A 13846-nucleotide genomic window follows, 5' to 3' on the forward strand; every position below is an offset into this window, starting at 1 on the left:
TCTTGGCACGCCTTTTCGGAACCGACGGCGTCCGAGGCCTGGCCAACGCAGAGCTCACTCCCGAGCTCGCGTTGCGCCTGGCCTCGGCCGCTGCGGTCGTTTTCACCGACATCTCCTCCGGGTCGGATCAGGCCGGGTCGGATCCGACCCGCCACACACGCCGCCCGCGTGCGGTGGTCGGCCGCGACCCGCGGGCGTCCGGCGAGATGCTCGAGGCCGCCGTCTGCGCGGGCCTCGCCGCCGCCGGCGTCGACGCCATCCGGGTCGGGACCGTGCCGACCCCTGCGGTCGCCTTCCTGACCGCCGACTACCGCGCCGACTTCGGCGTGATGATCTCGGCGTCGCACAACCCCATGCCGGACAACGGCATCAAATTCTTCTCCGCCGGCGGGCACAAGCTCGACGACGAGGTCGAGGACCGCATCGAGGCGGCGATGGACGAGGATCACATCCGTCCCATCGGCGCTGCGGTCGGCCGCGTCATCGACGCGCCGGATGCCGGCGACCGCTATCGCCATCACCTGACCGAGGCGATCGAGGAACGGCTCGACGGGCTGACCGTCGTCGTGGACTGTGCGCACGGTGCCGCATCCGAGCTGGCCCCGCTCGTCTACGCCGACGCCGGGGCGAACGTCATCACGATCCACGCCGAGCCCGACGGCCTGAACATCAACGACGACTGCGGTTCGACCCACATGGGCAAGCTGCAGGCGGCCGTCCTCGAACACGGCGCCGACCTCGGTCTCGCCCACGACGGCGACGCGGATCGTTGTCTCGCAGTCGATTCCACCGGCGCCATCGTCGACGGCGACGCCATCATGGCGATCCTCGCGACCGCGCTGGCCGCGAAGGGCAGGCTCCACGACAACGTGCTCGTCGCGACGGTCATGAGCAACCTCGGCCTGCACATCGCCATGCGCGAGGCCGGCATCACCGTGCGCACCACGGCCGTCGGCGACCGCTACGTGCTCGAGGAGCTGCGTCGCGGCGGCTACTCGCTCGGCGGCGAGCAGTCCGGCCACATCGTGGTCCCGGGTGTCGGGACCACCGGTGACGGCCTCCTGACCGGCCTGCTGCTGATGGCGCGGATGGCCGCCACCCGCTCGCGACTGGCCGATCTCGCCGGCATCGTGACGGTGCTGCCGCAGGAACTGATCAACGTGCGCGTCGCCGATAAGCACGCGGTTGCCGAGTCCCCGGCGGTCAAGGAGGCCGTGGCGGCCGCCGAGGCCGAACTGGGCGATTCGGGCCGGGTGCTGTTGCGTCCCTCGGGAACCGAGCAGCTCGTACGCGTGATGGTCGAGGCCGCCACCGCCGAGGAGGCCGACGCGATCGCCCGTCGCCTCGCCGGCGTGGTCGAGACCGCCGGCGCATGAGCCGGGCGGGCGGATCCGTCCGGGAGACGACACAGGCCGTCCTGTTCGACTTCTCCGGCACCCTGTTCCGGTTCGAGCCGCGCGACGAGTGGTTCGCCGGTCTCCTCGACGACGCGGGGCAGGGCTTCTCGCCGGAGCGGCAGGACGAGATCATCCGCCGCATGGTGGCACCGGTCGGAACACCCGACGGCGTGGTGGGCGAGGAACGAATCGCCTGGGAGCGCAGGGATCTCGACTCTCGACTCCATCGGCAGGGTTACCTGGCGCTGCTGCGCACGCTGGGCTTGAGTGATCCCGTGCACGCCAATTCGCTCTACGACCGGGTTCTCGAACCGGAGTCGTGGACGCCCTTCGCCGACACCGTCGAGGTGCTGCGCCGGCTCTCGGCCGCCGGGATTCCGATCGGCATCGTCAGCAACATCGCCTTCGACCTGCGGAAGGTGCTCGCCCTGCACGGGGTGGACGACCTCGTGCAGGCATACGCGCTGTCGTACGAGGTCGGGGCGATCAAACCCGACGCGCGGCTGTTCCGGGCCGCTCTCGATCCGATCGGCGTGCCCGCCGAGCACGTCCTCATGGTCGGTGACAGCGAGAAGGCCGACGGCGGTGCACGCGAGCTCGGCTGCGCCTTCGCCCAGGTGCACGACGTGCCGCCGGCCCATCGTCCCACCGCGTTGCTCGATGCCGTGACCGCTCACGGCATCGCGCTCGGCGTGTGAATCCGTCCGCTCAGAAGTTGCCCTTCGCGGCCCAGCCGCCGTCGACCGGGTAGATCTCGCCGGTCAGGAAGTCGCCCTCGCGCATGAGGTAGGCAACCATCGAGGCGATCTCGGAGGGGCGTCCCAGCCGTCGCACGATGTGGGCGTTGGCGTTGGCCTGACGCATCTCCTCGGTGATGTCGGCCAGGATCGGGGTGTCGATGGTGCCCGGCGCGATGGCGTTGATCAGGATGTTGTGCTCGCCGTACTCGAATGCGGCCTGCTTGGTGAGGCCCACGACGCCGCCCTTCGCCGCGGAGTACGAGGCGAGGTTGGGCAGCCCGCGCAGCGCGGCCATCGACGAGATGTTCACGATGCGGCCGCCGCCGTTGGCGATCATGCCCGGGATGACGGCCCGCATGCCCAGCCACACGCCCTTGAGGTCGGTGCCGATCACGTTGTCCCAGGCCTCTTCGGTGAGGCCGACGACGGTGTCCTCGCTGATCATGTTGACCACGCCGGCGACGTTGGCCAGACAGTCGATCGCGCCGCGCGACGCGGTGACCTTGTCCACGGCGGCCGCCCAGTCGTCGGCGACCCGGACGTCGAGGCGGACGTACTCGGCCGAGCCGCCGGCCTCGGAGATCTGCTTGAGCGTGACATCGCAGTCCTGGATGTCGGCGGCCACGACGTGCGCGCCGTCCTCGGCGAGGCGCAGGGCGGTGGCCTGGCCGATGCCCTGCGCGGCACCGGTGACGATCGCGGTCTTTCCCTTGAGAGACATGTTCACTCGCTTCCTGTGAGGGGGTGGGGTTCTCCCTGGGGGAGGGAGATCAGGGCTGCTCGGCCAGCAGGTCGGCGAACCGGCGCCGGGCGGCCTCGCGGCGGGTGGGGATGTGCTCGCTCGGACGGTCGTCGGCGGGACGGTCGTAGGCCTTCAGGTACTGGCGGGCGACGCTGTCGCGATGGACCTCGTCGGGGCCGTCGTAGAGGCGTGCGGCGCGTGCGGCGCGGTACATGGACTCCAGCGGCAGGTCGGCGCTGTAGCCCAGCGAGCCGTGGACCTGCACCGCGCGGTCGATCACGTCGTGCAGGATCTTGGCCCCGAAGAACTTGATGAGGGCGATGTCCTTGCGTGCCGCTGCGGTGCCCTCCTCGTCGATCCGCCATGCCGCATGCAGCGTCATCAGGCGCAGCGCCTGGATCTCGGCGGCCGAATCGGCGATGAAGTTGCGGATGGTCTGCTTGTCGGCCAGCACCGACCCGTGGGCGTAGCGGTAGGTGGCGCGTTCGCACATCATGTCGAAGGCGCGGCTCGCCTGGCCGATCCAGCGCATGCAGTGGTGAATCCGGCCGGGTCCCAGGCGCTTCTGGGCGACGAGGAAGCCGTCCCCTCGGCCTCCCAGCACCGCGGAGTCGTCGACGCGGACATCGCGGAGCAGCACCTCGCAGTGCGAGCCGTAGGTGTACGGGCGCGGGCGCGGGTTCTCGATCGAACCGATGTCGCGCACCACCTCGAGGCCGGGCGCGTCGATCGGGATGATGAACTGGGTGGTCCGACGATGCCGCTCGGCGTCGGGATCGGTGACGGCGACGACGATCATGAAGTCGGCCGTGGCGGCGTTGCTGATGAACCACTTGTGGCCGTTGATGACCCACTGGTCTCCGTCGCGGACGGCGGTGGTGGTGAGGTTGGTGGGATCCGCGCCGGCGTTGTCGGGTTCGGTCAGCGCGAACGACGAGTAGTACTCGCCGGCGAGCAGCGGGTCGAGCCACCGTCGCTTCTGCTCGTCGGTGCCGTATGCGGCAAGGATCTCCGCGTTGCCGGAATCCGGTGCCTGACAACCGAAGACGAGGGGACCGTAGGGGCTTGCACCCAGGATCTCCTGCATGAGGCCGAGTTTCACCTGACCGTATCCCTGGCCGCCGAGTTCGGGATCGAGGTGCGCTGCCCAGAGGTCGTTCGCCTTGACCTCCTCCTGCAGCGGGGCGATCGCCGTGCGCAGCTGATCCCAGTCGAGATCGAGCGTCTCAAGCGGGAAGATCTCGGTGCGGACGAAATCCTTCATCCAGTCGAGCTTCTTCTGGAACTCGGGTTCGGTGGAGAAATCCCAGGCCATGTGATGGTGCTCCGTTTCTAGTGATGGGGTCGGGAGAGATTCGGGGGAGAGGGATGTGCGCGTGGAGCGGTTCCGGGACCGCCGCGGTTTCAGGCGCCGGCGATGATCTGCCGGGCGCGGTCGAACAGGCCGACGGCGTAGCGGTGCAGGCGATCGCCGACCTCGCGGGGCGCCTTGCCGTCGCAGGCGCGGGCGTAGGTGCCCTCGAGGATGATGCCGAGCTTGAATGCCGCCATCACCGTGTACCAGTCCAGGGCGCTCAGGTCGCGGTCGGACCTCTCGGCGTATCGCTCGACGATCGCGTCCCGTCCCGGCAGGTCGCCCGCCCGTCCGAGCGCGCTCTCGTAGAGATCCGGCCGGCGCGGATCGTCGGGCCAGATCGCCAGCAGCACGCCGAGATCCAGCAACGGGTCGCCGATCGTGGCCATCTCCCAGTCGACGATCGCCGCCACCTTCGGCGTGTGATGGTCGTAGAGGACGTTCGCCACGTGGTAGTCGCCGTGCAGCAGTCCGGGTCGGAAATCGGCAGGACGGTGCTCGTCGAGCCAGCCCGCGACGTGGTCGAGGTCGGCGAAGGTGCCGCCCGGGTATGTCGGGTTCGCCGCGTAGCGCTCGTACTCGGCCAGCCACCGCGGGACCTGACGCTCCAGGAAGCCCTCGGGCTTGCCGAAGTCCTCGAGCCCGATCGCGCGGTGATCCACGGCGCCGAGGCCCGCCAGCGCGTCGATCAGGGCGAAGCCCATCGCCGCACGTCCCGCGGCGGTCGCTGCGTAGCCGGCGGGGAGACCGTCGGCCGCGTTGAACCCGTCCACGGGCTCCATCAGGTAGAAGGTCGCGCCCAGGACGTCGGTGTCGGTGGTGCCGGCCACGAATCGGGGATGCGCGACGTCGGTGCCGCCGAGTGCGGAGAGCAGACGCATCTCCCGGGCCATCGCGGTATTGGAGCCGGGACGGAGATGGCGCGGGCCGCGCCGCAACACATAGCGGCGCCCGCCGCGATCGACGATCAGCATGATGTTCTGCGTCCCGCCGGACAGCGGACTGAGCGTGACCGTTCCGCCGGGGAGTCCCTGTGCGTCCATCCAGTCCGAGAGGGCCTCGACGTCGACCGGGGCCGTCGCGGCGGGCGCGTCGGGAATGGTGCTGCCTGTCATGAGTCGAACCTATGGCGCTCGGGGCCCCGCGAGAACCGCCTGTGTACTCGGCTTTTGGAGGAAACCACAAGGGGTCGGAAAGTCTCGGCGGCCCCGGTCACTGACCGGCGAGGTCGAGCACCTGGAAGGCCATCTTCGCCGACAGCAGACTGTCCAGGGAGGTGGGATCGCGGCGGGCGATCTCCTTGATGCGGCCCAGGCGATAGCGGATCGTGTTCTCGTGCACCGCCAGCGCGGATGCGGTGGCCTGGACCTTGCCGTCGTTTCCCACAAAGGCGCGCCAGGTGGCGAGCAGGGTGCCGTCGTCGTGTTCGCGGACCGGGGCGACGAAGGAATGCGCGAAGTGCAGGGCCTCCTTCACGTGCCCGCTCGACACCACCACCCGGAACAGGCCGAGTTCGTCGAGTGTCATGACCTGCTCGTCCCAGCCGAAGGACTTCGCCACATTGCCCATCTCGCGCAGGTCGCGGTGGGCGTGGGGATAGTCGACCGGACTCCGGCAGATCCCGGAGATCAGGGTCGCGCCGAGCGAGAGCTCACCGGCGAGGCGATCGCGGATCGTGGTCACGTGGTCGCGCACGCGTGTCACCTCGTCGGGGTCGTCGGCCCCGAGACGGACCATCACGATCACCGCGCCCGGCAAGCGGACCGCGGGCGGCGGAGAGGTCGACATGACCTGCGCGAAGGTCCGGGTGACCATGTTCTGGATCGCCGAGGCGGTGAGCCGGCCGGCGGTGTCGTCGACGGTGAGGCGCACCAGCACATGGGGATTGGTGAGGTCGATGCCGAACTGCGGGCCGCGGCGCACCAGGTGCTCCTTGTCGCGGCTGTTGCGCAGCAGATCCGACAGGTAGTCGTCGCGGGCCTGGCCCTCGGTCTCGATCTGCCTGCGTTCGGAGAGCATCTGCAGGGCGAGGACGGTCGCGCCGCGCTCGGCGATGTTCGCGTCGAGCGGCTCGAGGCTCCGGCCGACCTCGACGATACCGAGGAAGCCGGCAGGTTTGCCCTCGATCACCATGCGGCACATGAGGTGTCGGCGTCCGAGCCCGACGGCCAGCTGTGCCGGCACGATCGCCGAGGGGGTGGACGCCGACAGCTCCGACAGCGCGTCGCGCACCGAGGCGGTGTTGCGGACCTTCTCGCTCATGACCGGCGGAGCAGTCAGTTTCAGCGCCTCCGGCGCGGCCCAGGCGAGGACGTCGAACGAGTTGTTGTAGAGCACAACGGGCTTGGCCGACAACTCGGAGAGCAGCTCGACGACCCGGTGGATGTTGGCGCCCTCGAGGACCGCGTTGGTGAGCCGCTGGTGGACGTCGGCGAGGTAGGCGAGGGTCGAGTTGTTCCGGGCGATCTCGGCCGCCTGCCCGCGGAGCCGGGTGTTGAGCATCGCCTGGCTGATGAACAGCGCGGACAGCCGGGCGAAGAGTTCGGCCACCTCGATGTCGTCGGGGGTGAAGTGGTGCTCGCGCCCGCGGCTGTCCACGAAGATCAGGCCGATGACGTTGTCGTCGAAGATGAGCGGGACGCCGAGCATCGCACGGACGTCCCAGTGGGTCATCGTGCGCCGGTGGGGGCGCGGGTCGTTGAGCGCATCGGCGATCACGACCGGCGCCTTGGTGCTGATGACCTCCTGGCTGAACAGGTCGCCGTCGACGCCGGACACCTGCCGTTTGACGGCCTCGGTGATGTCGCCGGCCTCCTGGCAGAACCCCGCCGCGCCCCGGTAGGCGCCGTTCGCGTGCCGCAGGTATACCGAACACCGGGTGACACCGAGCAGGCCGCAGAGCTTCTGGCCGACGAGGCTCAGCAGGTCCTCGAGCCTGGTGTCGGTGATCGCCTCGGTGGTGATCTCGGAGAACGCCGCGATGACGTCACGCTCGCGGCCGGTGCCGCGCGCACGCGGAGATGACCCGACGGCATCTGCCACCGGGTCGGTCTCGGCGGCGGCCCGAGATACCTGCGCGACCGCCGGGTCCACGACGGACGTCATCCGTTCGGCCTCCTCGTCACCAATTCCTCTGGACAATTCAGGATGGCGTACGCCACATTAGCAAAGCGAAGTGGTGTGGCTCATCGACCATCGTCGCCCCCTAGGCCCCGGTCGTCCCGGTGAGGGCGTCGCCGCCCGCGGGGGCCGAACCCAGGCCGTCGGCGGCGAGCGCGTGCCCCATCCGCTCCTTCTTCGTGCGCAGGTAGCGGACGTTGTGGGGGGTCGGCACGGTCGGCAGGCCGACCCGGCCGACGATCTCGAGGTCGTATCCGCCGAGTCCGCCGTACTTGGCGGGGTTGTTGGTGATGAGGCGGGCCCGACGTATCCCCAGGTCGGCGAGGATCGCCGCGCCGGTGCCGTAGGTCCGGGAGTCGACGGGCAGGCCGAGTGCGGTGTTGGCGTCGACGGTGTCGAGGCCCTGCTCCTGCAGCGCGTAGGCGCGGATCTTGTGGCCGAGCCCGATCCCGCGTCCCTCGTGGCCGCGCAGGTAGACGACGGCGCCGCAGCCCTCCTCGGCGATGGCGGCCAGGGCCTGTTCGAGCTGCGCGCCGCAGTCGCAGCGCAGCGAGCCGACGATGTCACCGGTGAGACATTCGCTGTGGACGCGGACGAGGACCCCCTGCTCGGTGGCCCCGGCGGTGGCGACGTCGCCCATGACCAGCGCGAGGTGTTCGGTGTCGTCGATGTCGGAGCGATAGGCGACGGCGCGGAAGTCCCCGAACAGCGTCGGCATCGCGGCGGAGGCGATCTGGTGGACGAACGATCCCGACGCGCTGCGGTGCGCGACGAGGTCGGCGATGCGCAGCACCGGGATGCCGTGGCGACGCGCGAAGTCGAGGAGGTCGTCCCCGCGCCGCATCGTGCCGTCGTCGGCGATGATCTCGCCGATCACCCCGACCTCGCCGGCGCCGGCCATGGTGACCAGGTCGACGGCGGCCTCGGTGTGGCCGGCCCGGGTGAGGACGCCGCCGTCGCGGGCCTGGAGGGGGAAGACGTGCCCGGGGCGACGGAGGTCGGATGCGCGGGTGTCGTCGGAGGCCAACGCCCGGACGGTGAGGGCGCGGTCGTGCGCGGACACGCCGGTGCCCGCCTCGTAGTGGTCGACGGTGACGGTGAACGCGGTGCCGTGGGCGTCGCGGTTGTCGGTGACCATCTGGGGGAGTTCGAGCCGACGCGCGCGCTCGGCGGTCATCGGGGCGCAGATGATGCCGGTGGTGTGGCGGATCAAGAACGCCATCTGGTCGTCGGTGATCGTCGACGCCGAGCAGATGAGGTCGCCCTCGTTCTCCCGGTCGGCGTCGTCGACCACGACGACGAACCCGCCGGCGGCGATCGCGGCGACCGCGTGGGCGACGGCCTGTGTTGCGGCCTCGGTGGCGATGGGGGTGACGTCGGTGGCGTTCATGAGGCGGCCTCGAATGCTCGGTGGGTGCCGAACACCCGGTCGTGATAGGTCAGGGGGGCGGCGGGGGTCAGCCCGGTTTCGACGATGTTGCCGAGGACGACGACGTGGTCGCCGCCGTCGACCAGCGTTTCGGTGGTGCACGCCAGCCAGCCGGCGGAGCCGGAGATGCGCGGAACCCGCGCGGATTCTGTCCACCCGATGCCGTCGAACTTGTCGGCGCCCTTGCGGGCGAACCGCATCGCGACGTCGGCCTGGTCGTGGGCGAGGACGTTGACGCCGAACTCGCCGGTGCGACGGACGATCGCGAGGAGGTCGGAGCCGCGGTCGAGCGAGACCAGGATCATCGGCGGGCCCATCGACAACGACGTGAAGGCGCTGACCGTGGTCCCGTGGGGACGGGCGTCGTCGAAGGCGGTGATGACGGCGACCGGGGTGCAGACCCGGGCCATGACCTCGCGGAACTCGACGGCGACCTGGTCGATGACGGATTCGCTCACGGCTCCTCCTGAGGGGATCGGTGCGGCCGCCGCGCGAGACGCCGGCCTGGGGGTTGTGGAGCGCTGCGGCGCCGGGGGTTCGCCGGCGCCGCAGCGGGTTTCACGGGATGAGGATCAGACCGCTACCGGGGCCTTGGCCTTCATCTTGTGGACCTCGGGCACGACCTTCTCGCCGAAGAGCTTGAGGCTCTTCTCGGCGGTCTCGAAGGGGATGCCGCCGAAGGAGAATGCCGCGTTCGGCAGGAAGTCGCCGATGAGCTCGTGCCGGTAGGCGTACTTCTCGATGCACTGCTCGGGCGTGCCGTAGATGTTCGCCTCGACGTAGGCGTCGGCGGCGGCCTCCATGCCGGCCTCGCGGATCATGTCGGCACCGGCCTGGTAGGTCTCGTAGCCGGGCGTCTCACGCCAGTGCTTGCCGGCGAAGTCGTAGTGCTTGATGACCGACAGGAAGTACCGGTTGATGTGCTCGTAGGCCAGGCGCCGGGCCTCCTCCTCGTCCTCGTGGCAGATGACGAAGTCCTGGATGACCGGCGGGCCGGGCTCGGTGCCGTTGGCCTCGCGGAACAGCTGCTTCCAGCCGTTGATGGCCTCGGCGTGCTGCTCGAACGGGAACTGCATGAAGGTCATCATCTGGACGCCGAGCTCGGCGACGATCGGCACCGAGTCCGGGGACATGGCGGCCGCGAAAAGCCTTCCGTCCCAGGAGACGTCGGGGTTCGGTGCCGGGCGCAGCGCGATCTCCGGCTGGGGGTACATCGGTCCGTCGCCGGACACGACGCCGGTCCGCAGGCCGCGCAGGACCATCTCGGCGGCCTCGTTGAAGCGCGGGCGGGCCTCCTCCATCGGGATGCCGAAGGCCTCGTACTCCATCTTCGCCAGGCCGCGACCCATGCCGAGAAGCACACGGTTGCCGGACATCTGGTCGAGCATGATCGCCTTCTCGACGACGCGCAGCGGGTCGTTCCACGGCAGGATCGTCGCGCCGATGCCCAGCTTGATCTTCGAGGTCTTACCGGCGAGGTAGGACATGATGGCGAAGTTGTCCGGGCACATCGAGTAGTCGTCGAAGTGGTGTTCGGCCGACCAGACCGAGTCGAACCCGGCCTTCTCGGCGAGCACGCCGAGCTCGAGGTCGTGGCGGAAGACCTCTTCGTCGCTCACGTTCTCGTGGTAGTTCTGGAAGACGAGCAGTACGCCGACGTCCATGTCATTGACTCCTTTTACTTCTGGGGTTCGGGGGCATCGAGGTCCTGGTGGGGAGGTTCTCGATGAGGGGGAGTGGCCGCCGGCGGGGAGATCGGGGGACGGGGCCGCCGGCGGCCGGGGTTCTCCGCGTCAGCCGAGGAAGACCGCGCGGGTGTGTTCGGTGTCGAGGTACTCCTTGACCTCGTGGATCTTGCCGTCGCGGACGATGAAGACGAAGTGGTAGAGGTTGTTGTAGACCTTGCCGTTGCTCATCTCCGAGTAGGACTCGGTCTCGACCGCGACCCGCTCGCCCTCGGCGGTGAATGCGAGCGGCTTGAGGGCGATGGCACCGGTCTTGGTGGTGGCCGAGAGCCCGGACAGCATCGCGCCGAACTCCTCCTTGTTCTTGGTGCCGGAGATGCCCTCGATGGTTCCGCCCACCCACCAGGTGGCCGTCGGCGCCAGGAACGACAGGATGGCCTCCACGTCGCCGCGGGAGAACACCTCCATGAACTCCGAGACGAGAGCCTTGTTCTCCTGCTCGATGCTGACCTCGGCTGTGCTGGATGACACCGATTTCCTCCTTGACGGTTGGTCGGGGTTTCGGGTGAGAAACTGTGTGCAACAACGAATCTATGAGCCAGTGTGGCGTGAGTCACCAAGTTGTTCGCGCGCTCTTGTGGGTTGTCACAACACCGGGTGCTCACCCGTGGCGCACGGTCACCGACCGCCGCCGCTGAAGGTGTTCATCAGGCCGCCGTCGACGGGCACGATGGCGCCGTACATGTAGGTGGCCAGGGCCACGTCCACCACGACCTGCGCGATCTCTTCCGGTTGGCCGGTTCGCCCGGCCGGGATCGACGAGACCACCCGTGCGCGTGCCCGGTCGCTGAGACCGGACGTCATGTCGGTGTCCACAAATCCCGGGATCACCAGGTTGACGCGGATGTTGCGCGGCGCCAGCTCGGCCGCCAGGACCTGGGTGAGGCCGCTGAGGCCGGCCTTCGCCGACCCGTACGCGACATCCCCGGGGAATCCGCGGAAACCGACCACCGCTCCGACGTTCACGATCGCCGAACCCGGCCGGAGGATCGGGACGGTGGCCTTGCACATCTCGAAGGCGCCGGTGAGATTGGTGTTCAGGACCAGGTCCCAGTCCTGCCGGCTCAGGTCCTCGACCCGTCCACCACGGTGTACGCCGGCCACGTTGATGAGGCCGTCGACCCCGCCGTGTTCCTCGGTGACCGTGGCCAGTGCCCGTGCGACCGAGGACGAGTCGGTGATGTCGGTCTTGAGCTCGAGCACCTGTGCGGGGTGCGTGAACGGGGTGGTCGCCACCCCGCGGGCCAGGGAGACCACGGAATCCCCACGGGCGGTGAGATTTTCGACCACCGCCCGCCCGATCCCCCGGGACCCGCCGGTGACGATCCACACTCGCGGCCGGGTGCTCATGACTTCAGGAACCCCGTCAACTCGGCGAGGTAGCGATCGCGGTCCTCGAGGAACGGCGCGTGGCCGCAGTTGTCGAAAGGCACAAGCCGGGCGCGGGAGTTGAGCCCGAGGGCGGCCTCGGCGCCGGCGAACGGCACGAAGGCGTCGTCGCGGCCGTGCAGCAGCAGGATCGGGACCTCGAGGTTGCCGATCTCCTTGCGCAGGTCGGTGCGGGCGAGGTCGCGCAGCGACTCGTCACCGACCGGGCCCATCTCCATGAACATGCCCCAGATCCAGTTCAGGACATCGTCGCTCGGCGGGGTCGCGCAGACCGCGCCGGCGACGCCGCGGAAGGTGTCGGCGCGATTCGCCGCGGCCCCGGCGAGCACGCCCTCCACGTCTTCGGTGGTCCCGCCGTAGGGCCAGTCGTCGGTGGCGGTGTACCGGGGCGACGCGCCGCCGGTCAGCACCAGGCCGCCGGCCCGCGAACCGAGCGCCGCCGCGGCCGCGGTCGCCACGGCGCCGCCGAGGGACCACCCGTTGATGACCGGCGACGACAGGCCCAGGTGGTCGACGAGCTTGACGACGTCATCGGCCAGCGTGGCGATGGAGACGTCCTCGAAATCCTTGTCCGAGCGGCCGCATGCGCGCAGGTCGACGAGCACCACCTCGTGGCCTTCTGCCTTCAGCGCGGGTGCGGTGTTGTCCCAGCAGCGGGTGTTGGCGCCCCAGCCGTGGATCAGCACGATCGGGCGGCCCTCGCCGCGGTGGTGCTCGAAGTAGATCCGGCGATCGTTCTCAACCGCGAGATAGCTCATGGGTTTCTCCTTCTTCGTGGGGGAATTCGATTTCCAGAAATCTGTCGTTGGCGATCGCCGGCTCTTCTTCGCGCAGCGCTCGCGGGATCAGGGGAGGTGCGTCGGCGAAGTGCGGCATCACGTGCTCGGCCAGCAGTTCCATCGACTTGACGACGTGCTCGTGCGCCATCCCGCCGAACCTCATCCAGCAGATGAGATGGTCGAGCCCTGTTTCCTCCCTGAGGATCTCGATCTCGCGGATGAGGCCGTCGGGATCGCCGACGTAGCAGACGCCGCCCTCGCGCAGGCCGGTCAGCGACATGGCACCCTCGGCGGCGGCCTCGGCCAGCGCGGCGTAGCGCTCGTAGCCGGCCGGCGTCGACTCGCCCTGGGGCACCGCCGACATGACGTTCTCGAAGTACCACTCGAGGCACGGACGGGCCTCGGCGACGGCCTGCGCGTCGTCGTCGGCCAGGTGGATCTGCCAGTTCATCGGGAAGTCCAGGGACAGTGGGTCGCGTCCGCGGTGCATCAGGGTGCGCTTGGCGTTGACGACGAACCCGTTCAACTCGGGCAGTGTCATCAGGGTCGGGGTCACGAGCATGTCGTGCCCGTGGTCGGCGACCAGGTCGAAGGTCTCGGGGCTGATGGAGGCCACGTAGATCGGCGGTGTGGGCTTCTGGACCGGGGTGGGCCGGCAGTCGACGCCGTCGATGTGGAAGTGCTTGCCGTGGAAGGTGTACGGCTCGCCGACCGCCTTCGTCCAGAGTCCGGTGACGATCTGGAACGCCTCGTTGAAGACCTCGCGACTGACGTCCTGCTTGTCGGCGACGCCCATCGCCCGGAACTCGTGCGGTTGGTACCCGCGTCCCACACCGAAGTCGAGGCGTCCGCCCGAGATGACGTCGACCATCGCGTAGTCCTCGGCGATCCGCACCGGCCAGGCCAGCGTCAGGTTGCTGACCGCGATGCCGATGCGGATCCGCGAGGTCCGGGATGCGATGGCCGCCGCCGCGACCTGCGGCGACGGCATCGATCCGTACGCGCTGCCATGGTGTTCGGCGAGCCACACCCCGTCGAAACCGAGACGCTCGGCGATCTCGACCTGCGAGAGCATCTCCTCGTAGGCCCGCCGGAAGTCCCGGTCCGGACTCTCCAACACGTAGAACAGGCTGAATTTCACACTGCTGACG

The 13846-nt window shown here is 69.3% G+C and carries 13 protein-coding genes; 2 read left to right on the plus strand and 11 right to left on the minus strand.

Features of this window, described 5'->3' with window-relative positions:
* The first annotated feature begins 2 nt into the window (after window positions 1-2).
* Window positions 3-1376: a phosphoglucosamine mutase gene (gene glmM, locus E1P53_RS19200; RefSeq protein WP_131735199.1), complete on the plus strand. Its 1374-nt coding sequence runs from the start codon at window positions 3-5 to the stop codon at window positions 1374-1376.
* Entirely contained in the window at window positions 1373-2095 is a 723-nt protein-coding gene (locus tag E1P53_RS19205; RefSeq protein ID WP_131735200.1) for an HAD family hydrolase, read from the plus strand. The genes glmM and E1P53_RS19205 overlap by 4 nt, the downstream gene beginning before the upstream one ends.
* 10 nt (window positions 2096-2105) lie before the next feature.
* On the opposite strand, the gene E1P53_RS19210 is transcribed toward E1P53_RS19205, so the two are convergent.
* From E1P53_RS19210 to E1P53_RS19260, 11 genes are all read right to left on the minus strand, one after another.
* Window positions 2106-2858: an SDR family NAD(P)-dependent oxidoreductase gene (locus tag E1P53_RS19210; protein ID WP_131735201.1), complete on the minus strand. Its 753-nt coding sequence runs from the start codon at window positions 2856-2858 to the stop codon at window positions 2106-2108.
* Between the two features lie 49 nt (window positions 2859-2907).
* Window positions 2908-4194 (minus strand): acyl-CoA dehydrogenase family protein, encoded by a 1287-nt coding sequence (locus E1P53_RS19215; protein WP_131735202.1) that lies wholly within the window; start codon window positions 4192-4194, stop codon window positions 2908-2910.
* 89 nt (window positions 4195-4283) lie between these two features.
* Window positions 4284-5348 carry a phosphotransferase family protein gene (locus E1P53_RS19220; protein ID WP_131735203.1) on the minus strand — a complete coding sequence of 355 codons (1065 nt, stop codon included), beginning with the start codon at window positions 5346-5348 and terminating at the stop codon, window positions 4284-4286.
* A gap of 97 nt (window positions 5349-5445) precedes the next feature.
* Window positions 5446-7338 (minus strand): GAF domain-containing protein, encoded by a 1893-nt coding sequence (locus E1P53_RS19225; protein ID WP_244941228.1) that lies wholly within the window; start codon window positions 7336-7338, stop codon window positions 5446-5448.
* A gap of 100 nt (window positions 7339-7438) precedes the next feature.
* Entirely contained in the window at window positions 7439-8743 is a 1305-nt protein-coding gene (locus E1P53_RS19230; RefSeq protein WP_131735204.1) for a bifunctional 3,4-dihydroxy-2-butanone-4-phosphate synthase/GTP cyclohydrolase II, read from the minus strand.
* Window positions 8740-9240, minus strand: coding sequence for a flavin reductase family protein (locus E1P53_RS19235; protein WP_006900073.1), 501 nt, complete (start codon window positions 9238-9240; stop codon window positions 8740-8742). The genes E1P53_RS19230 and E1P53_RS19235 overlap by 4 nt, the downstream gene beginning before the upstream one ends.
* Window positions 9241-9354: 114 nt before the next feature.
* Window positions 9355-10446, minus strand: a complete 1092-nt coding sequence (locus tag E1P53_RS19240; protein ID WP_131735205.1) for an LLM class flavin-dependent oxidoreductase — start codon at window positions 10444-10446, stop codon at window positions 9355-9357.
* Between the two features lie 129 nt (window positions 10447-10575).
* On the minus strand, window positions 10576-10998 hold the full coding sequence (locus tag E1P53_RS19245; protein ID WP_109238775.1) for a nuclear transport factor 2 family protein: 423 nt from the start codon (window positions 10996-10998) through the stop codon (window positions 10576-10578).
* 147 nt (window positions 10999-11145) lie between these two features.
* Window positions 11146-11877 carry an SDR family oxidoreductase gene (locus tag E1P53_RS19250; RefSeq protein ID WP_131735206.1) on the minus strand — a complete coding sequence of 244 codons (732 nt, stop codon included), beginning with the start codon at window positions 11875-11877 and terminating at the stop codon, window positions 11146-11148.
* Window positions 11874-12674, minus strand: coding sequence for an alpha/beta fold hydrolase (locus E1P53_RS19255; RefSeq protein ID WP_131735207.1), 801 nt, complete (start codon window positions 12672-12674; stop codon window positions 11874-11876). Before E1P53_RS19255 ends, E1P53_RS19250 begins: the two co-directional genes overlap by 4 nt.
* Window positions 12655-13836 carry an LLM class flavin-dependent oxidoreductase gene (locus E1P53_RS19260; RefSeq protein ID WP_131735208.1) on the minus strand — a complete coding sequence of 394 codons (1182 nt, stop codon included), beginning with the start codon at window positions 13834-13836 and terminating at the stop codon, window positions 12655-12657. The genes E1P53_RS19255 and E1P53_RS19260 overlap by 20 nt, the downstream gene beginning before the upstream one ends.
* Window positions 13837-13846 lie beyond the last annotated feature (10 nt).

This window comes from Gordonia paraffinivorans (assembly GCF_900683595.1).
GTDB lineage: Bacteria > Actinomycetota > Actinomycetes > Mycobacteriales > Mycobacteriaceae > Gordonia > Gordonia paraffinivorans.